At 64.4% G+C, this 26,616-nt stretch carries 20 protein-coding genes; all 20 read left to right on the forward strand.

The window, feature by feature from the left end; translation table 11 throughout:
- Positions 1-67: 67 nt before the first annotated feature.
- The 20 genes from IPM84_00220 (at position 68) to IPM84_00315 (ending at position 26,594) form a co-directional block, all read left to right on the forward strand.
- Entirely contained in the window at positions 68-1,261 is a 1,194-nt protein-coding gene (locus tag IPM84_00220) for a hypothetical protein (protein ID MBK9091222.1), read from the forward strand.
- On the forward strand, positions 1,242-3,002 hold the full coding sequence (locus IPM84_00225; protein ID MBK9091223.1) for a DUF2142 domain-containing protein: 1,761 nt from the start codon (positions 1,242-1,244) through the stop codon (positions 3,000-3,002). Before IPM84_00220 ends, IPM84_00225 begins: the two co-directional genes overlap by 20 nt.
- A 51-nt stretch (positions 3,003-3,053) precedes the next feature.
- Entirely contained in the window at positions 3,054-6,371 is a 3,318-nt protein-coding gene (locus IPM84_00230; protein MBK9091224.1) for an alkaline phosphatase family protein, read from the forward strand.
- A gap of 14 nt (positions 6,372-6,385) precedes the next feature.
- Complete coding sequence (locus tag IPM84_00235; GenBank protein ID MBK9091225.1) at positions 6,386-6,787, forward strand: DUF2442 domain-containing protein; 402 nt, start codon at positions 6,386-6,388, stop codon at positions 6,785-6,787.
- Positions 6,765-7,589: a class I SAM-dependent methyltransferase gene (locus IPM84_00240; protein MBK9091226.1), complete on the forward strand. Its 825-nt coding sequence runs from the start codon at positions 6,765-6,767 to the stop codon at positions 7,587-7,589. Before IPM84_00235 ends, IPM84_00240 begins: the two co-directional genes overlap by 23 nt.
- A gap of 48 nt (positions 7,590-7,637) precedes the next feature.
- Positions 7,638-9,386 carry an alkaline phosphatase family protein gene (locus IPM84_00245; protein ID MBK9091227.1) on the forward strand — a complete coding sequence of 583 codons (1,749 nt, stop codon included), beginning with the start codon at positions 7,638-7,640 and terminating at the stop codon, positions 9,384-9,386.
- A gap of 54 nt (positions 9,387-9,440) precedes the next feature.
- A complete protein-coding gene (locus IPM84_00250) occupies positions 9,441-11,000 on the forward strand; it encodes an O-antigen ligase family protein (GenBank protein MBK9091228.1) in 1,560 nt (519 codons plus the stop codon).
- A gap of 8 nt (positions 11,001-11,008) precedes the next feature.
- Positions 11,009-11,911: a glycosyltransferase family 2 protein gene (locus IPM84_00255; protein ID MBK9091229.1), complete on the forward strand. Its 903-nt coding sequence runs from the start codon at positions 11,009-11,011 to the stop codon at positions 11,909-11,911.
- Between the two features lie 160 nt (positions 11,912-12,071).
- The gene (locus tag IPM84_00260) at positions 12,072-12,743 is read left to right on the forward strand and encodes a Uma2 family endonuclease (protein MBK9091230.1); all 672 of its coding nucleotides are present in this window, start codon (positions 12,072-12,074) and stop codon (positions 12,741-12,743) included.
- Between the two features lie 48 nt (positions 12,744-12,791).
- Positions 12,792-14,573 carry an alkaline phosphatase family protein gene (locus IPM84_00265; protein MBK9091231.1) on the forward strand — a complete coding sequence of 594 codons (1,782 nt, stop codon included), beginning with the start codon at positions 12,792-12,794 and terminating at the stop codon, positions 14,571-14,573.
- A gap of 101 nt (positions 14,574-14,674) precedes the next feature.
- The gene (locus IPM84_00270; GenBank protein MBK9091232.1) at positions 14,675-15,787 is read left to right on the forward strand and encodes a glycosyltransferase family 4 protein; all 1,113 of its coding nucleotides are present in this window, start codon (positions 14,675-14,677) and stop codon (positions 15,785-15,787) included.
- Between the two features lie 6 nt (positions 15,788-15,793).
- Positions 15,794-17,815 (forward strand): CehA/McbA family metallohydrolase, encoded by a 2,022-nt coding sequence (locus tag IPM84_00275; GenBank protein MBK9091233.1) that lies wholly within the window; start codon positions 15,794-15,796, stop codon positions 17,813-17,815.
- 100 nt (positions 17,816-17,915) lie between these two features.
- On the forward strand, positions 17,916-19,046 hold the full coding sequence (locus IPM84_00280) for a glycosyltransferase (protein MBK9091234.1): 1,131 nt from the start codon (positions 17,916-17,918) through the stop codon (positions 19,044-19,046).
- A 48-nt stretch (positions 19,047-19,094) separates the two neighbouring features.
- Positions 19,095-20,510: a sugar transferase gene (locus IPM84_00285; protein MBK9091235.1), complete on the forward strand. Its 1,416-nt coding sequence runs from the start codon at positions 19,095-19,097 to the stop codon at positions 20,508-20,510.
- 128 nt (positions 20,511-20,638) lie between these two features.
- Positions 20,639-22,117: a hypothetical protein gene (locus IPM84_00290; GenBank protein ID MBK9091236.1), complete on the forward strand. Its 1,479-nt coding sequence runs from the start codon at positions 20,639-20,641 to the stop codon at positions 22,115-22,117.
- Positions 22,118-22,304: 187 nt separating this feature from the next.
- The gene (locus IPM84_00295; GenBank protein MBK9091237.1) at positions 22,305-22,640 is read left to right on the forward strand and encodes an STAS domain-containing protein; all 336 of its coding nucleotides are present in this window, start codon (positions 22,305-22,307) and stop codon (positions 22,638-22,640) included.
- Positions 22,641-22,718: 78 nt separating this feature from the next.
- Positions 22,719-23,162 carry an ATP-binding protein gene (locus IPM84_00300; protein ID MBK9091238.1) on the forward strand — a complete coding sequence of 148 codons (444 nt, stop codon included), beginning with the start codon at positions 22,719-22,721 and terminating at the stop codon, positions 23,160-23,162.
- A gap of 3 nt (positions 23,163-23,165) precedes the next feature.
- Entirely contained in the window at positions 23,166-25,511 is a 2,346-nt protein-coding gene (locus IPM84_00305) for a SpoIIE family protein phosphatase (GenBank protein MBK9091239.1), read from the forward strand.
- Positions 25,512-25,540: 29 nt separating this feature from the next.
- Entirely contained in the window at positions 25,541-25,990 is a 450-nt protein-coding gene (locus IPM84_00310) for a DUF2231 domain-containing protein (GenBank protein MBK9091240.1), read from the forward strand.
- 22 nt (positions 25,991-26,012) lie between these two features.
- Positions 26,013-26,594 carry a cob(I)yrinic acid a,c-diamide adenosyltransferase gene (locus IPM84_00315; GenBank protein ID MBK9091241.1) on the forward strand — a complete coding sequence of 194 codons (582 nt, stop codon included), beginning with the start codon at positions 26,013-26,015 and terminating at the stop codon, positions 26,592-26,594.
- Positions 26,595-26,616 lie beyond the last annotated feature (22 nt).

Genomic DNA, 26,616 nt, shown 5'->3' on the forward strand with positions numbered 1-26,616 from the left:
GCAGCCCTTTTGGGCTGCCCAATCTGAATCGCAACCCCTCGGGTGATATGTCCCGATCGAGTGAGTCATGACCCAAGAACTGAATCTCGCGAATCTTTTGCAGACCCTGAGCCGTCGCTGGCTGTTGATTGCCCTGGTGCTATCGGTAACCGTCGGCGCCACGTTGCTCTATGGCCTGCTGCGGCCGCCCACCTACCAGGCACGCGCCGTGCTGCGGGTGCGCGTTCCGCAGTTTCAATGGAACATTGACCCCGCGGTGCAGCGCATCATTGACACGAAGCGCGATTGGCGCCGCGAGTTCATGCTGCTCGGCCAGACCAAAACCGTGGCCGAACGCGCCGTGGCCGGACTGAACCTGACGGTGAACAGCGACCTGTTGGCACGCGTCACCCTGCGCGCCGAATCCACCGATAGTATTCTGCTGGACGCTTCCGGGCCGACGGCCACTGACGCCGCACAGTTGGCGAACGCCTGGGCCGATGCCTTGCAAAAGGTGGTGGCCGAACAGTACGGCACCGAGCTGATGTACCAGGAAATCGCCGATCTGGGCCAGGAATTCAAGACCCGCATGGACAGCAGCCAGCAGGCGCTTGAAGCGTTCAAGGCCGAGACAGGACAGGGGGTGGGCAGCGCCGAAACGTTCGAAGCGGGCGGCCTGGAGCCAGACCAGAAGGAACTCGACGCCCGTGCCGGCCTACTGGCCGATTACCGGGTGGCGCTCGATGCCGCCAACCGCCTGTTGACCCAGATTGACGAAGCCCAGGCCGGTCAACGCGCGCCGACCGCCATCGCCTGGGAAATGTTGGCGAACGGCATCATGCAGGCACGCGCCGATCTGCAAGGCGCGCCGCCGGCTTTCAGCGACCTGGCCGCGTGGAAAACCCGGCTGCAAGCCGAGGCCGTCACCCTGCAAGAATCGGTGGACTGGTTCAACAGCGATGTCCTGAAGCTGCAAGCCAAGCTGGCGACCGAGGACTCGCAGCTCTACTGGCTGACGCAGCAGCGCAACCTGGCGGCCGATCCCTACCTGGCCGTGCGGCGTCAACTGCACGAGATCGAGTACCAGACGCCCATTGATCCACTTTCGGTTGAAATCCTGGAGCAAGCCGCAGCCGAGACCGCTTCCCGTTCCTGGTCTGTCCTGCTGCGCCTGGTCATCGCCGCTGTGGCCGGTCTGATTGCCGGTGTTTGGCTGGCGCTGCTGTGGGACTTTGTCTTTGCGCGGCAACCGCAGGCGCTGGGTGCCCGCGCCGCGCGCTAGCCCGGGCCTGCGCTGGCTGTTGATTTGGGCCGGCCTGCACGCGCTGGCTTACGGTCTGCTGACGCCGTTGTGGCAGGCGCCCGATGAACCGGCCCATGTGGAGATGGCCTGTTTGCTGGCGCAGCGCAGCGACCTGCGCGCCGGCGATGCGGACCCTGCGCTGCAGCAGCGCTTGATTGCGGCGCTGGCGGACGCCGATTTTTGGCGCCTGGTACGCCAGCCGACGCCTGACCCTCTGCCCAGTCGTTTTGCGGATGATCCATTCTTGCGCAACGCCGGTCGGCAGGTGGGCGATGAATCCCCCATTTACTATTGGCTGCCGGCGCTAATCTGCCGCCTGCCCCTGGCCCTGCCTGTCCAGGTTCGCCTGATGCGGCTGGTGTCGGGGCTATTTTTTGTCATGGCCGTGCTGGCGATGTGGTGGGCCACCGGGCCGCTCTGGCGACAGGCGCCCGGCGCCCGCCTGGCCGCGACCGCTGCGGTGGCCGGCCTGCCGATGCTGGCCTTCCTGGCCGGCGGCGTCAACAACGACAGCCTGGCCGTGCTCGCCGGCACGTTGATGTTCGGCAGCCTGCTGCGCTGGGTCTTGCCTGCCCGCGCCGAATGGCGCCCGGCCCTGGCGCTGCTGGCCGCGGCGTTGTTCGCGGCCTGGGTGAAGAAGACAGCGCTCTTTGCACTGCCCCTGGCGCTGATTGCCGTCGCCTGGCGTTGCGGCGTGCGCGGCACGCGTCGTCAGCGCAGCGCCTTGATCGGGCTGACCGCGCTGCTTGGTCTGCTGGCGCTGCTGCCCAGCCGGCAACCAACCGCCTGGGGCGGGCGCGGACAGCCCTGGGGCGCGGGCCTGACGCCGGCCGCGGCGCACAGCGGGCGCTGGGGCATGGCCGTGCGCGACGACACGGCGCAGGGTTGGGGACGTCTCACCCAGGCGCAGATGACCGGAGGCCTGGCCGGCCAAACCATCGGCTTTGGCGCCTGGGTGCGCAGTCCCGACGGCCGGCAGGTGGCCCGCCTGACCATCAAAGATGATGCGGGCCTCGACCGGCTGGTGGCGCCGGTGACCGCCGAGTGGACCTGGCTGGTCGTGACGCGTACCCTCAGCGTCACCACGACCCAGGTGCTGCTGGGCATTGCGCCTGGCGCCGGTGAGTTGCCGAGCGAGACCGGCACGCTGTGGGTGGATGACGCGGGCGTGCAGGGCGCGCCGGGCCTGGTCAACGACGATTTCGAGCAGGCCGTCACCTGGGGCAGTCTGCTGGCGCAGCCGCTCCTGCGACCGCTGCAAGGCGTTTGGGCGACCAGTGCGGACGCCGGCCCGGCCAGCGCGGCGCAGATCGTGCTCTACCTGGCCCTGCTCTTCCCCGGCTTTTGGGGGAATTTTGGCTGGCTGCAGGCGCCGCTACCGCTGCCGGTTTACGTGGGCCTGGCGCTGGTGTGCCTGCTGGCGCTCTTGGGCCTGGGCGGCCTGTGGCGGCAGCGCCGCACCAATCGTTTGGCCGCCGCGGCCATCGGCTGGAGCGCGGCGGCGGTCATCTTGTCGTTTACGCTGGCGACCGCGCCGATGTGGTTCTTCGCCTGGCAGCCGCAGGGGCGCTATCTGCTGCCGGCGCTGGCGCCCTGGATGATCTTGCTGGTCAGCGGCCTGCGCTTCTGGAGCCAGCGCTGGCGTCTGCCGCGGGCCAGACTGTGGTTCATGGTCGGTTTTGGCCTGCTCGACCTGGTGGCGCTGTGGGTCAATTTATAGCAAATTGAGGTTTGTTGTGACATTATTACCGGATGAGGTTCTGAGCTAAGCATGGCCGTCATTGATCAACGCCCGCGGCGCATTGCCGTCAATTCAGGCTATCTGCTGATCGCCTACATCGTAGAGGCCTTGCTCAGCATCATCGTTCTCTCGCTGGCCGCGCGCTACCTGAGCCAGGCCGGGTTTGGTCGCTACGGCTACGTCATCTCGTTCATCGAACTGTTCATCATGCTCACCGAGCTGAGCAACTCGCGTGTGCTGGTGCGCGAGATAGCCAGCGATCAGGCTCACGCACGCCAGCACCTGGCCGGGGTGTGGACCTTGCGCTGGGTGCTTTCGCTGGTGATGGTCGTTGCTGTGCTGATCGCGGCGCAGGGTCATTATGCGAACCCCCAGTTGTGGTGGGCCATTCTCTTTTTTGCGGTCGGCCAGGTTTTCTCCAACCTGACCGAGGTGTTCACCGCCGTCTTCCGCGCCTACCAGCAGATGCAATACCAGGCCTTCACCGTCATCTTTGGCCAGGCGCTCATCGTGCTCTTTACTTTCGTCGCCATCGGGCTGGACTGGGGATTGGCCGGGTTGTTTGGGGCGCGTCTTGTCGCCAACCTGCTGCGCCTGGTGGCCGGCTGGTATCTCAGCCGCAGGCGGTTCATCAGAGAAGCGGTCAGTACCGACTGGCGCAGCATGTGGTATCTGCTGAAGGAGTCTTTTCCGCTCGGTATCAACATGTTCGTGCGTCGTTTCATCTGGCGCGGCGGCATCGTCATGCTGACCACCATCCTCAATGCGCAGGCGCCGGGGCAAGGCGATCTGGCTGCCGGCCTGCTCTATGGCCCGATTCGCCTGGTGGAGCAGATGCGCATCGTGCCGGCGGCCCTCATCGGCGCTATTCTACCGGTTTTTGCTCAGCAGGCGCGCCTGCAGCCGCAGAAGTTTAGAAAGACACTCGCGCAGAGCCTCAAGCTCTTCATCGCGATCAGTCTCTTGCTGGCGGTGCTGATGACCACCCTGGCGCAGCAGATTACCGACCTGGTGTTGGGGCGCGGTCTGGCCGGCGCCTCCGCCATTCTGGCCGTCTTCGGCTGGATCATCCTTTTCACCTTCTCCAATCAGTTCTACGAAGCCGCGCTGTTAGCCGTTGGCCGCCAGTGGGTGGTGGCAATCGGCCTCGGCATCGGCTTTGCCCTGGGCGCCGCCGCCACCTGGTTCTACCTGGTGCCCATGTTTGCCGCGGTGGGCGTGGCCTACGGCATCATGCTCTCCGAAGGCGTCGTCTTCGTCATCAGCACGATCGCCCTGCTGCCTTACCTGGACAAGCGGGAGATGGGCCTGGTCACGCTCAAGATCGCCCTGGCCGGCGCCATGACCGGCGCTTCTCTCTCATTCTTCCAGCACGGGTCCATGTTCTTCACGGCTCCTCTCGGCGCGCTGGTCTACATCGTGACGCTGCTCGTGCTGCGCACCTTCAGCCCCCAGGAACTGGAAGCCGCCGTCGCCATGGTGACGTTCCACAAGCGCCTGCGCTGGATTCGCCGCCGGCTGTTCAAGCTCGATGCGCAGGGGATGATGCAGGGGGGAGAGGTCAGAGATCAGGGATCAGAGATCAGAGATCAGGTGTTCGTGGAAGGCGAACAATCTCCGGTCTCCGGTCTCCAATCTCCGGTCTCCGGTCCCCAATCTCCGGTCTCCGGTCCCCAATCTCCGGTCTCCGGTCCCCAATCTCCGGTCTCCGGTCCCCAATCTCCGGTCTCCGTCCTCGTCATCGGCCTGGACGGGGCGACGTGGGATTTGCTCAATCCGATGATCGCGGCCGGGTGGCTGCCGAACCTGGCGCGGCTGGTGGCTGAAGGAACCAGCGCGCCGCTGCGGTCTACGCTGCCGCCGTTGACCGCGCCGGCCTGGAGCAGTTTCATGACCGGGCTGAATCCGGGTCGGCATGGCGTTTTTGCCTTTCAGCGCGCGCTCAACCGTGACCTGGAGCGCACTTTTGTCAACGCCACCGCCATTCAGGCGCCGCTGCTGTGGGAACGGCTGAGCGGCCACGGCCTGCGCGTGGGCGTGCTCAACGTGCCGCTGACCTACCCTGTGCGTCCGGTCAACGGCTGGCTGGTCAGCGGCATGATGACGCCATCCGAAGAGAGCGACTTTACCTATCCGCCTGAGTTGGCGCCCCTGCTGCGCGCCCGCCATTATGTCATTGACCTGCGCGTGCTCAAGCAGGAACGAGATTACCGGGCGCCAGAGCAGCGCCTGGCCCTGGTCAACGACCTGCGCCGCACGCTGGAGGATCGTCAGGCTGCGCTGGAAGAGGTGCTTCTGCCCCAGGGCGGCGATTTCATCATGGTGGTGTACGAGACGCCAGACCGCTTGCAGCATTGGACCTGGCGCTACCTTGACGATCTGCTGAGCCTGTCCGGGCCGCAACCGTTCGAGCGCACGCCGATTCATGACGCGGTGGAGGAGGCTTACCGGGCCGTTGATGCCGCGCTTGGGCGCACCCTGGCGAGGGCTGCCGGGCCGGAGACGCGGGTCTTCATGCTGTCGGATCATGGTTTTGGCTCGCGTCACACCCGCGTGCATGTAGATCAATGGCTGGCGAACCAGGGCTGGCTGACTTATGCCAGCGGCAAGGCCGATGTGCGCAAGCAGTTGAAGCAGTACATGGGCTGGATCAAGCGTTTTCTGCCGCGCGGTCTGCTGTTGCGCGGACGCCGCGCGTTTGCCGTCAACCGCATCATTGATTGGGCGCACACGCGGGCCTACTCCGGCGTCGCCTCCGAGTACGCTATCTACATCAACCGCCGCGACCGTGAACCCTACGGCATCGTGGCCGACGCCGATGTGGCTGCCCTGCGCCGCGAGATCAAGGCGCGCCTGCTCGAGCTGGTTGATCCGCGGCAGGGGCAGCGCGTGGTTCGGGCGGTGTACGATCGCGAGGAGTTCTATCAAGGGCCGTTCACCGACCAGGCCCCGGACATCGTCTACGAGCTGGCGCCCGGCTATGAGCCAACGTCGGAAGTGTCGCCGGGGCGCCTCTTCACCGACGTGACCGCCGAGGGCGAGGGTATGCACCAGCCGGACGGCATCTTCCTGGCCTGGGGGCCGGACATTGCAGCGCAGCGGCTAGGCCCTGAGCTGGGACTGGCCGACCTGACGCCCACCATTTTGTACAGCCTGGGCCTGCCCGTGCCGCAGGGGCTGGATGGCCGTGTGGTGAGGGAGATTTTCACCGCGGCGTACCAGGCCGAACATCCCATCAACCTGGGCGCGGAGACCGAGACGGCAATCGAACCGCGCCAGCAGGTCTATTCTGCGGGCGATGAAGCGCTGATCGCAGAAAAACTAAAAAGTCTAGGATACCTGGACTAATGTGGAGGCGTGGTATGAGTACTTCAAGCGATAACGGTCAGGTGACTCCTCAGGCAACAGGTGTTCGTATTGCCGGCAATCTACTACGGATTGGCCTGAATGACGGGCGTGAGTTGAAGGTATGGGTAGACCAGGCGCCCTGGTTGAAATGGTTGTCTGGTGCCACTCCCGATCAACAAGAGCGCTGGTCAATTGAGCCGCAAGGATTCGCTGTTTATTGGGAAGACCTGGATGACGGCGTTGAGATAAGCCATTTACTGGAGATGGCATCCGCAAATAACGCAACCATCGAACTTTCATTGCCTCCTGGAAGCCGATTCGACCCGTTTCTTGTCGGGCCTGGCGAAGCGCTCTCATCAGCGGCGCTGGAGAGCCGGGCGCGTGAGGCTGAGTATGAGCGACATGTTTCGTCTTGATGCCGGGCGTGTGCAGACCGGACGCCTGCGCCGCCTGGGCCGCTTGGCCGGGCCGCTGGCGCGCTACCAGCGCTGGAATTGGGCCTGGCGCCTGGAGATCGCCCTGCGCTACCAGCCGATCGCCGACGCGCTGGCTGACCGGCCGGCGGGGCTGCGCATCCTGGATGTCGGCTGCGGCAGCAAGGGCGGCGTCACGTCCTATGTACCTCGTCCGGCGTTCGGCGTGGATGTCACCTTCGACCGCGAACGCCTGCAAGACCACCCCCTGCTGACCGCGGTCGTGGCTTCGGGCGCGGCCCTGCCCTTTGCCGATGACAGCCTGGATGTCGTGCTTTGCCTGGATACGCTGGAACATCTGACGCCCGCTGACCGCCGCGCGGTGGTGATGGAGATGGCGCGCGTGGTGGCCGCGAACGGCCTGCTGATCGTGGGCGCGCCGTGCGGCGAAGCGGCGCGCGCGGCCGAGGAGGAAATTGCGCTGGCATTCACCCGCCAGACCGGCCGCGTTCATCCGAAGCTGGGCGAGCACCTGGAGCACGCCATGTGGTCCGCGGCCGACTTGCAGGCGCTGGTTGAAGAGGCCGCCGCCGCGCATTTCGACGCGTTTCGGCTGCGCGTCGTGCCCAATGTCAACATCCAGGCCTGGCTCTTCTTACGGCGGCTGTTCGACCTGGGACGGCCGCTGCCAGGACTGACCCATGTGCAGCGCCTCGCCTTGCAGCCAGTTTATCCCTGGCTGGCGTCGCGCCTGCATCAGGCGCCGACCTACCGGAAGATCGTTTTCTGCCAGCCTGGCCGCTGATGGCCTGGCGGCTGACCTTTGATTGTGCAAACGATGAATAGCTTAACTTTGTCAACAACTGCAAGCAGCGCCCGTCGGGTCGTCGTGATCGGACTCGACGGCGCCACCTTTGATCTGATTCAACCCTGGGTCGCGCAAGGCCATTTGCCCACGTTGGCCCGACTGCTGCGCACAAGCGCCTGGGCGCCGCTGGAATCGGTGCTGCACCCTTTCACCGCGCAGGCCTGGACTTCGATGGTCACCGGCGCCAACCAGGGTAAGCATCGCATCTTTGATTTTTGGGAGCGCGACTTCAGCACCTACGGCTTTCGCCTGACCAATGCCAGCTTCCGCGCCTTGCCCGCGCTGTGGACGCTGCTCAGCCAGGCGGGGCGCCGAGTCATCGTGCTCAACGTGCCCATGACCTATCCGCCGGAAAAGGTCAACGGCGTGCTGGTCTCCGGCTGGGATACGCCGGGCATGGGCGCGGCCTTCACCTACCCGTTGGCGCTCAAGGCCGAGTTGCCCGCGCTTTCCGGCGGGCAGCCCTACGTGATCGTGCCGGACGACTGGAAATACAGCACGGCTCAGCGCGGGGACATGGTCATGGCCGAGCTGCTGCGCGAGATTGACGTGCGCTTTACCGTTGTCACCAACCTGATGGCGCGTGAGCCGTGGGACTTGACCTTCTTCGTGGTCAGCGCGCTCGATGGCGCGGCCCATTTCCTGTGGAAATACCACGACCCCAGCCATCCGCTCTACGATCCGGCGGTCAACGCACAGATGTTCACTGAAGACCCGCTGCTGCAAGTTTACCAGCGCGCCGATCAACGCCTGGGCGAATTCCTGGCAACCCTGCCCCCCGATGTGCATGTGCTGGTCGTCTCCGACCACGGCGAGGGCGCGCTGGAGGATGTCGAGATTCATCTGAACCTGTGGCTGGCGCAGCAGGGCTTGCTGACGCTGCGCACGCGGGGCAGCCACCGTTCGCCGGGCGGCACGCTCAAATGGCTGGCCGCCAAGTTGGTGGATCGTGGCAAACACGCGCTGTACGGCCGCGTGTCGTTCAGCACCTTGTCCCGGCTGCGCCATCTGTGGCCGGACAAGCTGCGCGTCACGCTGGGCGAAGAGTCGTTTTTCCCTGGGGTGGACTGGGCGCACACGCTGGCCTATTCGGAAGAGGTGCGCGGCAATATCTGGATCAACCTCAAGGGGCGTGATCCGCAGGGCGTTGTCACGCCGGGCGCCGAGTATGAGGCTCTGCGCTCGCGCATCATCAGCGAGCTGCAAGACCTGCGCGATCCAGCCACGGGTCAGCGCCTGGTACACCGCGTCTGGCGCCGCGAGGAGCGCTTCAGCGGGCCGTTCAGCGAACGCCTGCCCGACCTGCTGGTGGAGGCCGCGTACCCTGACCTGTTCCGTCCCCGCGGCGCCTATACCGGCCGCGAACCGGTGCGTCATCTGACTGTGGAGGAGATGAGCCGCCGGCGCATCACCGGCTGTCACCGCGCCAACGGCATCTTTTTTGCCCACGGGCCGGCCGTGCAACCGGATCTGCCCCTGGCGCCGGCCAGCATCCTGGATGTAGCGCCCACCGTGCTCTACCTGCTGGGCGAGCCGGTGCCAGGCTGGATGGATGGCCGCGTGCTGACGGAGATGCTGACGCCGGCAGCGCTGGCTGCACAACCGGTCGAAACCAGGCCACAGGCGCCACCGCCGGTCAACCCCGCTGACAGCGCCGGCGGCGCAGTGCAAGGCTACGACGAAGCCGAAGCCCAGGAAGTGACCGACCGCCTGGCGGGATTGGGGTATCTGTGAGGGGTCTCCGGTCTCCGGTCTCCGATCTCCAATCTCCGGTGTGAGGGATGAAGAGTGATCAAAGCATACCGATCTGAAGCGCCGCTCTTTTACATTGGCGGGCTGGTGCTGGCGATGGGGCTGGCAGGGTTGATGCTGGTTTCGCCGTTCGCGGGGCTGGCGTTGGTGTTTGCCGCGCTGATGATTACGCTGGCCTGGCTGCGGCCGTTCTATCTGCTGGTGCTGCTGATCCTGGGCTTGCCGTTTCACGTCTTCGCCAGCCGCGCAATGGTCGGCTTGTTCAACGTGTCGCAGGGCGCCGTGGAACTGTTCGCCTTCTGGAAAGAAGGCGTGATGGCGCTGCTGATCGGCGTCCTGCTCCTGCGGCGCCTGTTCGGCCAGGATCGCTTCAAGGTCAGGCTCTATCCGTTCGATCTGGGCCTGGCGTGCATTGCGTTGCTGATGGGCGCGTATATCCTGGTCGGCCCGCTCTTGAACGTGGGCATCTATGGCTTCCGCAACTACCTGGAACCGCTGGTGATCTTCTATCTCCTGCGCACCGTGCCGGTCAGCCCGCGGCAGTTGCGCTTCCTGGTGCTGGCGATGCTCGCTGTCTTGGTCGTGATGGCGCTGGTAGGCATCTACCAGGTGGCCTTCTGGAATTTCAATGACCTTTACAACTGGGGCTTTCGCGAGGCCGACGGTACCATCCCAAATGCGTTCTATACCGCCGAGGTGGAACGCCAGCCACACTTGCGCGCCATTGGCACCGTGACCAGCCCCAACGAGCTGGGCTTGATGTTGGTGCTGGCCATTGCCCTCGCCCTGGTGTTCGCCCTGCAGTCGCAGCGCCCCCTGTGGCAGCGCGCCGCCTTGCTGACGATCAGCGCGGTCTGCGGCGTGGCGGTGCTCCTCACCTACTCGCGCAGTTCACTGGTGGGCCTGCTGAGCATGGTGGCCGCGCTGGCCGTGCTGGAAATCGGCCTGCGCAACCTGGCGCCGGCGCTGCGCTATGCCTTGCGCAGTCCTGGCACGATCCTTGCGCTCATCGCCCTCGCGGCGCTCCTGGTCATCGGCGCCGAACGGGTGGGTTTGGCGGCGCGCATCACCCGCGGCATCAACCTGAACGACCCCTCAGCCGTCGGCCACCTGGCCTCGTACGAGGCTTCGATCCCCTTCATCCTCGATCATCCCCTCGGCATCGGCACCGGCATGGCCGGCCCGCGCGCGCTCAAGTTTTCGGACAAGATCAAAATCGAGCACGTGGAAAGCTCATGGCTGCAGATGATGATGGAGATTGGCATTCCCGGCGCCTTGTTTACCCTGACCATCTATCTCATGATGGTCTGGACCCTGCGCGCCGAACGCCGGCGTTGGGGCGGCGCGTACGATTCGTCAGTCCTGGCGCGGGCGCTGCCTGGCATGAGCCATCCGGCTGTCGTTGCCGCGGACAACCGCGGCCCAACAGCGCCGGCGCTCGATCCCTTCTTCGCCGCGGTCAGCATCGCCGGCCAGGCCACCTGGCTGGGCGCGATGGTGGCCTTCACCTTCTTGCCCCTCATGCAGGAGCTGCAGTTGATGGGCTATTTGTGGATTGTGGCCGCCATCCCGCTGGTGGCGGTGCGCGAACGGTGAGCGCGGCCATGCCTGACACGAGCGCGATCGCAACCGTCATTCTCAACTGGAATGGCCGTGACACCACGCTGACCTGCGTGCAAACCCTGCTCGACTGCGGCCAGTCGGCGGCCAGCGTGATCGTCGTGGACAACGGCTCGACCGATGACTCGGTGGCCGCGCTGCGGGCGCGCTTTCCCAGCCTGACCGTGTTGGCCGCTGGCGAAAACCTGGGCTTTGCCCGCGGCAACAACCTGGGCGTGCGTCATGCGCTGAGCACCCTGGCGCCGGAACTGATCTTCCTGCTCAACAACGACGCCCTCATCAACACCGATACGCTGCCGCGCCTGCACGCGGCCCTGGCCCTCGATGCGCAGGCCGGCGCGGCCGTGCCCAAGATCTACTTTGGCGATGGCCGGCGCCTGTGGTATGCCGGCGGTCACATGGATTGGGGGATCGGCACGGGCGTGCATCAGCACAAGGGCGCGTCCGACCACGGTCAGGCGGACACCGCGGGTGTGGTTGACTTTGCGCCGGGCTGTGCGCTGCTCCTGCGCCGCGAGGTCATCGAACCAGCGGGCGTGTTCGATGAGCGCTATTTCTTCATGGGCGAGGATGTGGACCTCAGCCTGCGCCTGACGCGGGCCGGGCGTCCGCTGCGCTACGTGCCCGGCGCGACCGTCGTACACCAGGTTGGCGCCAGTTCATCACGCCAGGGCCAGCCCTTCATCTGGTATCACATGACCCGCAACCGCCTGCTGACCGTCAGCAAACACGCGACGCCAGGGCAGAAACTGCGCTTTTTCAGCTATTGGCCGCTGCTGTGGGCTTTCAAGGCCGGCCAATTCGCCCTGGCTGGCAACCCCGCCATTGCCCAGGCCATCGGCCGCGGCGTGCGCGACTTCCAGCGCGGGACGTTCGGGCGGGGATGAAGGAATAAGGAATGCTTGACGCTTCTCTTGAGCGGTGATAGAATCGAGCCAGAAACGCTGATCGGCTGTACTTCCAGGAGATTTCGACATGACTGTGCGAACACTTGACCGCGTACCACGACCTTCCCCATCGCCCCTGCGCCCTTTGCGGGGGCCGGCAATGATACCGCCGCTGAATGCCGGCGATCGTTTGACGCGACCGGAATTCGAGCGCCGTTACCAGGCCCATCCCGAACTCAACAAGGCTGAACTCATCGAAGGAGTCGTCCATATGCCATCGCCTGTTCATTTCGCTCTACACGGCAAACCCCATGTGGCTATTATTGCCTGGCTGGCGCTCTACTGTGCCGCAACCCCCGGTGTGGTCGGCGCCGACAATACGACGGTGCGGCTGGACTACGAGAATGTCGTTCAGCCTGACGCGCTCTTGCGCCTGGAGTCGGCCCTGGGCGGCCGCTCGCACGTGACCGAAGATGACTATCTCGCCGGCCCCCCGGAACTGGTGGTGGAGATTGCCGCCAGCAGCGCTTCGTACGATTTGCACAACAAACACCGCGTCTACGCGGCCAACGCCGTGCCCGAATACCTGGTGGCTCAGGCCTACGAACAGCGTGTAGACTGGTTCATATTGCGCGAAGGCGTCTACGAGCCGTTGCAGCCCGACGCCGATGGCATCCTGCGCAGCGAGGTGTTTCCAGGACTCTGGTTGCCCGCGGATGCGCTGTGGGCCGGCGACCTGGCGACGATGCTGGCAGTCGTGCAGCAGGGCCTGGCTTCCCCGGAGCATGCAAGTTACGTCGCCGGCCTGCGTGCGCGCCAACCCAGGCCATAATCTGCAAGTTTTCCAGCACTGAGTCTGTATTCCTCCCGAGAAACAACAATGACCACTACACGTCGTACAACTGGCAATGATGCGGGCAAAGTCATTATCACGCCTGCCTTCGACGAACCCTTGCCGGAGTTCAATGAACTAATCATGTCATCTTCACCAAACCGTATTCTGATCATCGGCCTCGACGCGGCCACATTCTGGTTGATTGACCCCTGGATGCAGGAGCAGAAGCTGCCCACCCTGGCCCGTATCCAGGCGCAAGGCGCACGCGCGGAGCTGCGTTCCAGCATCCCCTACGTCAGCGGGCCGGCCTGGGTCTCCTTTGCCACCGGCAAAAACCCCGGCAAGCATGGCTACTTCGATTTTGCGCGGCGCAAGCCCGGCGACTATGGCGTCGAACTGGTCAACGCCGCCCATGTCATGGCGCCCACCCTCTGGCAGCTCCTGAGTGAGGCCGGTCAGCGCGTGGCGGTTATGAACTGCCCGGTAACCTATCCACCCAAACCGGTCAACGGTGTGCTGGTCGGCGACATGCTGACGCCCAGCCCCAAGAGCCAGTTCACCTACCCGCCGGAGTTGCGCGAGGAGCTGTACGCGGCCGTGCCCGACTATCTGATCGAATCGGCCGAGGCCAGCGCCGACCGCGTGGCGACTAAAGCGACAGTCGCGGCCAATGTGCGCCAGGGCACCACCAACCGTGCGCTGGCGACGCGCTTTCTGATGGAAAAAGTACCGGATTGGGACTTCATGCACGTGGTCTACTCCGAGACCGACCGCATCATGACCTACCTCTGGGATGACATGGACTCCAGCCATCCCCGACACGACCCCGCGCTGGCCGGCCGCTTTGGCGGCGAGATCGAGCACCACTACCGCCAGGCAGACGCCATCCTGGGCGACCTGCTGCGTGATGTGGTGGAGCCTGGCGGCAACACCCTCCTCTTCGTCATGTCCGATCACGGCTTTGGCGGCGTTCATCGCTTTTTCTATCCCAACGTCTGGCTGCAGCAGGAAGGCTACCTGGCGCTCAAGGGCGGGCGCGGCAGCGCGGGCGCGCAGGCCATCCGCGGCGTGCGCAGCCTGCTCAAGTCGCTGGGCCTGGCCCACCTGGCGCGCCAGACCCTGCGCCGCCTGCTGCCCGGTTGGGGCACGGCCGGCAAACTGCGCGAATTCGCCTTCACCAGCTCCGTGGACTGGAGCCAGACGCGCGCGTTCTGGGCGTCGGACAACGGCGTCACCCTCAACGTGCGCGGGCGTGAGCCGGCCGGCATCGTCGCGCCCGGCGCGGAATATGAGGCGCTGCGCGAGGAGATCAAGGCCCGGCTGCTGGCCCTGCGCGAACCGCAGACGGGCGAGCGGGTCGTGGCGGAAGTCTGGAAGCGCGAAGAAATTTACAGCGGCCCGTATGTGGACTGGAGCCCGGACCTGCGCGTCATCTGGCAAGAGTACCCGGAGCAGAAGCGCACCTATTTCAGCGCCGGCGAACCGTGGGCCGACGCGGCCTTTGCCTACGCCGGGCAGACCGGCGACCACGCACGCGACGGCATTCTCTACGCATTTGGCCCCGGCGTGCGGCAAGGCGTGCGCCTGCCGCGGCTGAGCATCATGGACCTGGCGCCAACGGTTCTCTGGCTGCGCGGCCTGCCCGTGCCGGAGGACATGGACGGCCGCGTCCTGACCGACCTGTTCGAGTCAGACTTCGTCGCCAGCCATCCCGTGCTGCACGGCGCGGCCACCGGCAGCCTGACGCCCGCGGCCGCCGCTGAACTTTCGGCCGAGGACGAAGAAGCCCTCGCCGACCGCCTGCGCGGCCTGGGTTACATCGGATGAAACCCCAATCTCCGCTCTCCGCTCTCCGCTCTCCGCTCTCCAATCTCCAATCTCCGGTCTCAGGTCTCAGGTCTCCTCTGACCATCGCCATTGATGCGCACATGGTCGGTGAGCGCGAGACCGGCAATGAGACCTACACCCTCAGCCTGATCCGGGCGCTGCTGGCCCTGCCGTCGGAAGAGCGCCGCGGGATGGATTTCGTGCTCTACGCGACGCAGCCGGAGCGCCTGCGCCTGCGTCTGAATCCCAACCCTGCCGCGCCGATTCGCCGCATCTGGCCCGCATCATCGCTGCTGCGCATTCCCTTCGCCATGCCCGCGGCCACCCTGGCTGACCGCGCGAGCCTGCTGCACGTCAACTACGTCGCGCCGCCTGTCGGTAGCTGCCCACACGTCGTCACCGTGCATGACATCTCGTATGACCTCTACCCGGCCTTTTTCTCCCCGCGCGACCGCTGGATGCTCAAGACGCTGGTGCCGTTGACGATGCGCCGCGCCGCGGCCATCATCACCGTGTCGCGGCACGCCAAGCAGGAGATCATGGCACGCTACGGCCTGCCCGCGGACAAAATTGCCGTCACCTACGAGGCGGCCGGCGAGCAGTTCCGGCCTGTGACCGATGCGGCTGCGCGCCTGGCGCTGCGCCAACGGCTCGGCCTGCCGGCCCAGGCGCCCTATTTCCTGGCCCTGGGCAACTTGCAGCCGCGCAAGAACATCGGCCGCCTGCTCGAAGCCTTTGCCCTGGCGCGCCAAAGCGCTGAACTGGCCGCCACCTGCCTGGTGATCGCGGGCAAGGCGCTCTGGCGCGAATCGGAGATTTACGCCACCGTGCAACAGGCCGGTCTGACGGACGCGGTCCATTTTCCAGGCTATGTGGATGACGCCGACCTACCGGCGCTCTACAGCGACGCCCTGGCCTTCGTCTATCCGTCGCTCTACGAAGGCTTTGGCCTGCCGCCCCTGGAAGCGATGGCCTGCGGCACGCCGGTCATCTGCGCCAACGCGGCCTCGCTGCCCGAAGTGGTGGGCGACGCCGCGCTGACCGTCCCCCCGACGGATGTGGGCGCGCTGGCGCACGCGCTGCGCCAGGTCGCCGGTGCGCCTGAGCTGCGCCAGCAGTTGCGCCAGCGGGGATACGCGCGCGCCGCGCAGTTTACCTGGCGCCGCTGCGCGCAGGAGACGCTGGAAATCTACCGGCGGGCCAGGACGGGCTAACGAACCATGGACGATGACAGGAATCAACATTCGGCCTGTGGCCTGGCCGCCGTGACGCGGCGTGACTTTCTCAAGCTGGGCGCGGTGGTGGCGGTGGACAGCCTGCTGCTGGGGCGGCTGTTTGCCGCCGCGCGCGTGCTGGCGCTGCCGCTGGATGCCACGCCCACGCCCACGCCCGCGCCGCCGCCCTCACCTACCCCGCTGCCCAACTTCGATGGCGAGGGTCGCATCACGATCGAGCCAAACCAGGGCCTGGTGGTCATGCACCACTACACCCTGCGCATCACGTTCATCATCGGGCCGCACGGCATGAAAGCTGGGGGCCGTTTTCGCTTCGTCATCCCGCCTGGCTTGCCCGCCAATGCCTGGTGGTCACCCCCGCAGGTGAACGAGCCGCAAGGGGCTGGCTTCACGACGGTCAGTTGGCAGAGCCACGCGCCGGCGCGGGTCAAACTGGAACAGATCTCACGCGGGCTGCACATCCTGTTGGCTGCTGGTGAGCTGCAAGCCAACGACACGATCACGCTGACCTACGGCGATACGCGGCGCGGTTCACCGGGCGCGCGGGTACAGCGCACAGCCGCCGCGGGCGTGGCCTTCCACGTGGCGTCCGATGTGGATGGCAACGATAAATTTCGCCTGCTCAGCGCCGTACCCACCATCACCACCGTGCCGGGCGCGCCGGTCGAGATCTACCTGGCCGCGCCTTCGCAGGCGCGCACCGGTCAGCCGTTCACTGTGCGCGTGGCCGTGCTCGATTTCTACAGGAACGCGGTCAGCGATTTTCAGGGCGCCATCAGGCTGCGCAGCCGCGGCCCGCAGGTTACGGCGCCGGCAACCATCACGCTGACGCCGGCGGATGGCGGCAGCAAGACCTTCAGCGTGACGCCGCGTCAGGCCGGCGTGCTTTCGTTCGACGCGCAAACGGCCGCGGCGCTCGCCGGCGCAGGCAATCCGACCCTGATACATGATGAGAAGCCGGCCTTCACCTTACTCTGGGGCGACATTCACGGCCACACCGCCCGCTCGGATGGCGGCGGCGTGCCGGCCGCTTATTATCGCTATGCGCGTGACGTAGCGGGCCTGGACTTCGCCGCCTTGACCGATCATGACGACATGCTGGACGATGCCGAATGGGCTGAGTCCAAGCGCGTGACCAACAGCTTCGATGAACCTGGGCGCTTTTCGACCTTGCTGGCCTACGAGTGGACGCACTGGGTTCATGGGCATCGCTGTGTCTACTTCGCGGGCGACGACGCGCCCATTTTTCGGCGCACCACACCACCAACGGACACCCCGGCCGGCCTGTGGGCGGCGCTGCGGCGCAGCGGCGCGGCCGTGATGACCATCGCCCATCATACGCGCGGCCTGCGCGGCGCCTTCAATGGCGGCCAGGCTGAGATTGACTGGCACGCGTTCCCGCCGCCGCCTGACCTGGAACGCCTGGTGGAGACCTATTCGATTCATGGGCACTGCGAAAATGAAGAACTGGCTGGCCCGGATTTCAACGGGCGCAAGGGTTTTGTCCAGGATGCCCTGCGCCAGGGCTTGCATCTCGGCCTGATGGCCTCTGGTGACGATCACAGCGGGCATCCGGGCTTTGGGCCTGGAGCGCATGGCGAGCCGGCCGGTCTGCTGGGCGTCCTGGCGCGGGCCAATACGCGCGCGGCGATCTGGGAAGCCTTGCAGTCGCGGCGGGTCATCGGCACGACCGGGCCGCGCATCGTGCTCGATTTTCAGGCCGACGGGCATGGGGTGGGCGAGGAATTCGACATCCTGGCTACAGCCCCGTCGCCGCGTTTCGTGGCCCGCGCCTGGGGTACGGCCCCATTGGCGCGTTTCGAACTGCTGCGCGACGCCGTCACCATCCATGAAGCCGCCGTGGAAGGCGCGCTGAGCGCCGTGCTGGAAGCAGCGCACGATGAACCGACGGGGAGCGCCCACTCCTATTATGTCCGGTTGACACAAATAGATGGTCATATGGCTTGGGCGGGGCCGATTTGGGTCAGGCGAGGTATCAGACTTTGACGAAGTGTCAAGCTAATGGCAAAATAGCGACGTCTGTGTTTTCACCCGTCCAACCGATTACCCGGCATCTGCTGCCGGACGAGAAAAAGGTGTTGTTGGCATGAAAATTGCTATGCTGGGCACGCGCGGCGTGCCGGCAAGCTACAGTGGCTTCGAGACGTGCGTCGAGCAACTTGGCAGTCGCCTGGTAGAACGGGGCCATGAGGTCACGGTCTACTGCCGCAGCCATCATGTGGCCTATGACCAGCCGACCTACAAGGGCATGCGTCTCGTCAAGTTGCCGACCGTCAAAAACAAATACCTGGACACGATCGTCCACTCCTTTCTTTCCAGCCTGCATGCGCTCGGACAGGGGTATGACATCGTGCTCTACTTCATTGCCGGCAACAGCCTGGTCTCCTGGATTCCACGCCTGGCCGGGCAGACCAGCATTCTCAACGTGGACGGCCTGGATTGGAAGCGCGCCAAATGGCCGCCGCTGGCCAAGCGCTATATCCAGTTTGCTGAGCGCATGGCCACCGTGCTGCCCAACGCCTTTCTGACCGATAGCCGGGTGGTGCAGCAGTTCTATCGCGACACCTATCACGCCGACTCGCCCTACATTGCTTATGGCGCAGAGCTGCCCATCCGGCCGGCCGGGGCGCAGTTGGCCCAGTGGGGTCTGGAGGCGCGGCGTTATGTGCTGTTCGTCGGCCGTCTGGTGCCAGAAAACTGCGCCGATCACCTGGTGCAGGCCTTCCAGGCCCTGAACACCGACATGAAGTGCGTCATCGTGGGCGATGCACCGTACGCCGCAGAGTACATTACGCGCCTCAAGGCGGTGCGTGACCCACGCATCATTTTCACCGGCTACTGCTTTGGTGAAGGCTACTGGGAACTGACGTCCAACGCCTACCTCTTTGTCGAGACCTCCGGCGTCGGCGGCACCCATCCGGCGTTGGTGGAGGCCATGGCCTTTGGCAACTGCGTCGTGGCCCACGACACCGCGGAAAACCAGGAGACGATAGACGAAGCCGGCTTCGTCTACGATGGAGCCAGCGGCGCGTCAGCGTTGGCGCCGCGCCTGCAACAACTGTTGGATGATCCGGCGTTGGTCGCAGTCTATCGGCAGAAAGCCGCCGCGCGGGCTGCGGCTTATTACAGTTGGGAAAAGGTGACAGACGACTACGAAGCCTTATTCAAGAGACTCCGGCCTGTGGTTGCGACCTCGGTCGCCGGTCGTCCTGAATAGCAATCGCTAAAAGGCTTTTCACAAATCCGTTTGTTACATGGAGACACTATGCGTAGATACTATCAATCGAACTATGTCCTGTTCCTCGCCGCTGCGGACCTGATTTTGACCTGCATTTCGTTGTTTCTTGCCAGCCAGGCTCGCCTGATTCTACCCTACGGGGTGCTCCTGACCGAAAAAATGGTCATGCTGCCTCTGTTGGTCTACGCGGCTGCCGTAATCATCTGGGGAATCAATTTTGTGCTGTTCTCTGTCTACGACCGGCGGCGTTTGCTGCGCTTCTTGGACGAGGCCCAGATGGTGACCGCGGCTGTCGCCATGTCGAACCTGGTGCTGGCCGGTCTGCTCTACCTCACCTATCGCGATGTGCCACGCCTGCTGTTTGTCTACTTTGTCGTACTCGACGTCTTCTTCCTGCTCATGTTGCGCATCACCTTACGCGTCGGTTTTCGCCTGGCCGGGGCGCGGCGCATGCAGGAAGTGCGCGTGCTGATCGTGGGCGCCGGCAAGGTGGGCTGCCAGGTGGCGCAAGAAATACAGGCTCAAAGCTGGACCGGCCTGACCCTCATCGGCTATCTCGATGACGACCCGGCCAAGCAGGTCAGCATGCGTGAGGGCGCGCCGGTGCTGGGGCCATTGACGGCCGCTAACCGCCTGGTGCAGAGTCAGCGCATTGATGAGGTCATCCTCGCGCTGCCGTTGCGCGCCCACGGCCCGTTGGAGGACCTGGTCCTGGCCCTGCAAACGCTGCCGGTGCGGGTGCGCGTGGTGCCCGATTTCTTCGACCTGGCGATTTTCCGCGCCACTATCGAGGACTTCGGCGGCATCCCGCTGATCGGTCTGCGCGACCCTGCCATTGACGGCTACAACCGCACGATCAAGCGTTTCTTCGACCTGCTGATCGCCACACTCGGCCTCCTGGTCATCTGGCCGTTCATGCTGCTGCTGGCGGTGGCTGTCAAGCTCGATTCACCTGGTCCGGTCTTCTTCAAGCAGTCGCGTGTCGGCGAAAATGCGCGTCTGTTCACCATGATTAAATTCCGCTCGATGGTCGTGGACGCTGAGAAACGCCAGGCCGAAGTGCTCAAAACCACGGACGCCGGAGCCGTCTTACACAAGACCGCCGATGATCCACGCATTACGCGTGTGGGCCACTTCATTCGCCGCACCAGCCTGGACGAGCTGCCCCAGTTGTTCAACGTGCTCAAGGGCGACATGAGCCTGGTAGGCCCGCGCCCCGAACTGCCCTTCCTGGTGGAGCGCTATGAACGTTGGCAGCGCCAGCGCTTCGCCGTCCCGCCGGGGATGACCGGCTGGTGGCAGATCAACGGCCGCAGCGACAAGCTGATGCACCTGCACACGGAGGACGACCTGTACTACATCCGCAACTACTCGCCATTGCTTGATTTGCAGATTCTCTGGCGTACCATTGGGGTTATTTTGCGCGGTCACGGCGCCTACTGAGGGGCTTGTGCCGCAGGACTACCCAAACGAAGTATTGCTATCCCCGACCGATTGTGTTATTTTGGACACTGTAAGCGCAAGACCTTTCACCATGTTGCGCACATAGTTGTCCTGGAGGAAAATAATCAATGAAACGCTCTCGATTGCTCATGTTCTTTAGCCTGATTCTGACCCTGGCCCTGGTGGCGACGCCAGCCTTTGCGGCCGATCCCAACCCCGGTTCGGGCAGCGCCGACGTCACCGTCATGAACGCCGACACTGCGGGCGGCGGTGCAGCCACCGTTCTGGCGCAGTATTACAGCCAGGCCGGCACCCTTTCCAACACGCGGCAGCAAAATGTCAATGCGCTCGGTTCCTATCAGTTCCGCGCCGCTGACTCTGGCTTGCCGGACAATTGGGTGGGCGCCATGGTTCTTTCGGCCAGCACCGAACTGGCCGCGACGGCCACCATTCAGTGGAGCGGTGGCTCCGCAGGTGACGGCGTCGAAGCCGATTCGTACTCCGGTTTTGCCAGCGGCTCCAACCGCATGAACGTGCCCTTTGCCGTCTATGCGCCGAACGCCCAATACACCGTCATCTCCGTGCAGAATACCGAAAGCGCGACGACGGCCAACATCACCATGAAGTACTACAACCGCGCCGGCAATCTCGATGCCACCATCACCGATTCGATTCCGCCCAACGGCCAGAAGATGTACGACCTGCACGTGCCCGGCGCCAAGGTTCCGGTGTGGGGCAATATCCCCTACTTCCAGACCAATGGCAACTGGACCGGCGCGCTCGTGATCGAAACAGCCAGCGCTGACCAGAAAATTGCAGCCGTGGCCAATAACTTCTGGCCCCGCTACAACGTGGCCTTCAATGCGGCCAGCCGCGGCGCCCGCAAGTTGTTCGTGCCCTCGGTCGAGCGCCGCTATACCAACCCGAACACTGATGCTGGTTGGCTGGGCTTCAGCGTGACCATCGTGCAGAACCTGGGATCCAGCAACACACAGGTCACACTCAAGTACATCAACAAAGATACCCAGAACATTGACCTGACCCTCGGCCCCATCACGCTCGGCCCTGGCGTTGCCGTTGGTTGTAACACCCGCTCCGGTGGCGCTGGTTGTACCGCAGCCGCCACTTACAACACCCTGGGCGCTGCCTGGGTCGGTTCGGTCATCGTCGAATCCACCACGCAGGACGTGGCGGCCATCTCCTACTCCATCCGCCCACGTGACAACGAAGCGGGCGCCTACACCGGCGCCGATGCGTCCAACGCCGGCAGCAACACCTTCCTGCCCGAAGTGTACCAGATTGGCGGCAGCGGCGATGCCCGCACCCTCTGGTCCCTGCTGCGTCTGCAGAACGTTTCTGGCAACAGCGCAACCGTGCAGGTTCGTTTCATCAACCGTGACGGCACCGTCGTCAACGCGGCTACGCAGAACATCAGCATCGCCGGTGAGAAGTCCTACAACTTCAACCTGCGCACCGACGCTCCCATCAACCTCGGTGGCAACTGGTCCGGCGGTGTGCATATCAGCTCCAACCAGCCGCTGGCCGTCGTGGTGGAAAACCTGTGGGGCCTGAGCAAGCTCGCTGCCTACAACGGCTACAGCCGCTAAGCCTGGATCCGAAGCCCCTGTTCCGTTGATTGAAAAAGAGCTGCCGATTGATCGGCAGCTCTTTCTTTTTTGCCTGCACGCCAAACAGATGTGACGCTCTCCGAACTGGTACTTTTGCGAACCCTGACCCTGTGGTATAATTTCCGCGTTCGATCCGTACTCATTTGCCACAGGAGGATGCGTATCCATGGAAATCACGTCATCAGAATTAAAGCGTTGTGTCCTTGTCAACATCAACGGCCGGATTGATGGTAGTTCGGCGCCTGAAATGGAACAGGCGTTGAAAGCGCTCATGGACTCAGGCCACTATCGTCTTGTGCTGGACATCGGCGGCGTCACCTTCTTGAGCAGCGCCGGCATCCGCGTCCTGGTCAGCACCTGGAAAACCGTGCGCCGTTTCAACCGCGGCGACCTGCGCCTGGCCAATGTGCCGCCCCGCATCAGCGAGGTGCTCGACCTGACTGGCCTGAACGATCACTTCGCCCAGTTCAGCAGCAACGTCGAAGCGGTTGGCAGCTTCTAATATGCCCACAGCCTGCTGTGCTGTGCGCCGCGCGCCATCGCGTTCGGCGCACGGACCTTTGCCGCAACGCTGATGCCCATGAACAATGACTGGCAATTGACGATTGCAAGCGACCTGCATAACCTGCCGCTGATCGCCCAGTTTGTGCGTAACGCTGGCCGCGCTGCCGGCCTGAACGATGACGCCCTCTTCGCCATCGAGTTGGCCTGCGACGAAGCGTGCAACAACGTGATCGAACATGCCTATCGCGACGCGGCCGGTCCTCTGCACATCGCCTGTTCCGTACGCCAGGCAGACTTCATCATCCAGATTCAAGACCAGGGACGCCCGTTCGAGCCTCCCATTGCGCGCCCCCTCCATCATCTACGCCGGCGGGCTAACACACCTGTCGGTGGCCTGGGTATCCACCTCATGCGCAAGCTCATGGATGTCGTCGAATACCGCTTCGATACGCAGTTTGGCAACCACCTGACGATGATCAAACGCCAGGTGGTACCGATTTCTGCGCCCGAGGACACCTAGCACATGGCCGACATGCCATCGGTCAACCGCGATGCTTTGCCGCCTGTGGGACGGGCGCCGCTCCATCTCGACGAATTGCGCGCCCTGGCCGAGGCCGGTCAAGCCATCGTGCAGGCGCGCATGGACGAAGACCAACTGTGTGAGTTGATCTTCCAACATGCAACCCGCCTGATGGACGCCTCCAGCTTTCACCTGGGCCTGTTCGATAGGGACGACTTTGTCATCAAGGTCTGGATGCGCCACGGTCAACGCCTGCCCGGCGCCCGCTTTGTCGGCGGCGCCAACGATGGCATCGTGGGTTGGCTGCGTCGCAACCGTCAGCCCCTGCTCGTCCACGATTTCGAGACTGAGATGCAAGACCTCCCCGCGCGCCCGCGCTACGACGATGAACACCCCCCGCGCTCGGCCGTCTTTGTCCCCATCCTTGCCGGTGAACAGGCCATTGGCAGTTTGGCCGTGCAGAGCGATGAACCGGGCGCCTTCAGCGAAGAAGGCCTGCGCATCCTCTTCATCATCGCCAATCAGGCCGGCGTGGCCCTGGTCAATGCCCGGCTCTACCAGGTGGTCGAACGCCGGGCGCGCCAACTGCAAACCGTGGCGCAAGTCAGCCGCAAGGTGGCCGCCATCCTCGACCTGGACCAGCTCCTCAACCAGGTCGTGGAGCTGATTCGTGACCGCTTCGGCTACTATCACGTCCAGATTTTCGTGGTGGCCCAGGGCACCGGACGCGCCTATTTCCGCGCCAGCAGCGGTCACAACCTCAACAAGATGTGGCTGCGCCATGGCCGTTTCGTGCGCATCGGCAGCGAAGGCATCATCGGCTGGGTGGCGCAGCATGGACAACCCTTGCTGGCCAACGATGTCTCGCTGGAGTCGCGCTACTTTCCAGACGACCCGCGCCTCCTGCCTGATACGCAGGCCGAATTAGGGGTGCCGTTGATGGTCGAGGATCGAGTGCTCGGTGTGCTCGACGTGCAGGCGCGTGAACTGAACGCGTTCACCTCCGAAGACTTGTTCATCTTGACGGCGCTGGCCGATCAAATCGCCGTGGCGATTGAGGATACACGCCTTTACCAGGCGGCCAAAGATGAAGCGGCCATTTCCAGCGCCCTGCTCGATGTGGCCAACGCGATGGCGCGACCGTACCGTGTGCCGGAGATGGCCAATACCGTGGCCCGCCTGACGCCATCGCTGGCCGGGGTTGATCGCTGCACGGTGATGATTTTGGACCATGAACAGGCAACCTATGAAGTGCTTGCCAGCCAATGCCAGCCATCGGCCCGGCATGTCAAGCCGGTGCAAACGGGGCTGCGGGTGGCGGCGCGCGATTTTCCGCTGCTCGATCAAGTCTGTCGCGAGCGCCGGCCCTTGTGGGTGGAAGATGTCAGCGCGGACGACCTGGTGCCGCCGGAGATCGTGCGTCGCTACGGCATGCAGGCCATCCTGGGCGTTCCGCTCATCGTACAGAATGAAGTCCTGGGCGTCCTGCTGGTGGATGAGGTGGATGCGCCGCACATTTTCAGCAGCCGTCAGGTAGAAATGGTGCGCGGCGTCGCCAGCCAGTTGGCCGTGGCCATCGAGAGCGCCCGCCTGGCCCTGCAAGAGACCGAGCGTGCGCGCATGGGTGAGGAGTTGCGCGTCGCGCACGAAATTCAGGCCAGTTTCCTGCCGGAGGCCAGCCCGTCACTGCCAGGCTATGACATTGCGCATGTGTGGCTGGCCGCACGCGAAGTGGCCGGCGATTTCTTTGACTTCATTCCCCTGACCGCGCGGCGTTTGGGGCTAGTCATTGCCGATGTGTCAGACAAAGGCGTGCCGGCCGCGCTCTTCATGGCCCTGGCCCGCATCCTGATGCGCGTCATCGCGGCCGACCGGCGCTCACCGGCGCGCGTGCTGCGGCGAGTCAACGAGCTGCTGCTGGAAAACAGCCGCTCGGACATGTTCATCACCCTTTGGTACGGTGTGCTGGACCCCGTGCAGCACGATTTGCTCTTTGCCAATGCCGGCCACAACCCGCCCCTGCTGCTCAGCGCGGCCACCGGCAAGATTCGCCTGCTGCGCAAGCACGGCCTGATCCTGGGAATTCTCCCCATCGTGGCCCTGGAAGATGACCGTGTGGCCCTGGCGCCCGGTGATATCCTGATTTTGTATACCGACGGCGTCACCGACGCCATCAACCTGGGCGAGGAGTCGTTCGAGATGACCCGTCTGCAAGACGTGGTGCTGGCCCACCAGACGCAGAGCGCGGCCGCCATCGCCGAGGCCATCAAGGCTGCCGTGCGTGAGTTCGTCGGTTCGGCGCCACAGTTTGACGATTTGACGTTGATTGTGGTCAAGCGGCTGATTTGACAACAGACTACAGATGACGCGGATGATCCATGAACTTTGCTTTACCCCTACATCCCCGTTTGGTGCATTTTCCGGTGGCGCTCTTGGTGCTGGGCGTGGCGCTGCACCTGCTGCATGGCTGGCGGCCGCAGGGCTGGCAAGGGATGCGCTGGGAACGCCTCAGCCTGGCCTGTCTTCTGCTCGGCTGGCTGACCATCCTGCCGGCGGTCGTCAGCGGTTTGGCCGACCAGAACGCCATTGCCCTCGATGCGCCCGCGCGGGCGCTGTCCAACAGTCACATCAGCGCAGTTTTCGTGACCGCGATGGCGTTTGCTGCAGCCATCTACCTGCGGCTGCGCCCGCGCAGCCCATGGGAACAGGCGCCGACGCGCTGGGTTCTCCTGGCCCTGCTCCTGATCGGGCTGGCAGCCCTGGTGATCGCCGGTGAATTGGGCGGCCGCCTGGTGTACGAGTTCGGCGTGGGCGCCACTGGCGGTTGAAACCGCTCACAAAGGAATCACGATGCAAAAAGAAACGGCCGCGGGCAAACCGCGCACTAAACTGTACACCGGCGTCGGCGACGCAGGTTATACCGGCCTGTTGGGGAGAGATCGAGTGCCCAAATATGACATTCGGCCTGAAGCCTATGGCACCGTAGATGAGGCCTCCGCCGCGCTGGGACTGGCCCGTGCCACCGTCGGAGACCCGCACACCGCCGAGGTGATTCTGGGTATTCAACGCGACCTGTACGCCATGATGGCCGACCTGGCAACCCTGCCGGAAGCCACCACGCGCCCTCCCTGGCTGCACGCGCAGAGCACCGAATGCCTGGAAGCCTTGATCGCCCGCCTGGAATCCACAGTTGACCTGCCGCCGGCGTTCATCGTTTCCGGCGACAGCGTGGCCGGCGCCCACCTCGATCTGGCGCGCACGATCACCCGCCGGGCAGAGCGCATCGTGGCACGCCTGCTGCACGAAGGCAAGCTGCGCACCGATGAGCCGCTGCGCTACCTCAACCGGCTGAGCAGCCTGCTCTTTCTGTTGGCGCGCCTGGAGGACAAGGCAGCCGGTGTGGAGACCTTCACCCTGGCCCGACTCAGTTGAGTTTGGCAGCAAGCGCCCGCGT

The organism is Candidatus Amarolinea dominans, from assembly GCA_016719785.1.
Lineage (GTDB): Bacteria > Chloroflexota > Anaerolineae > SSC4 > Amarolineaceae > Amarolinea > Amarolinea dominans.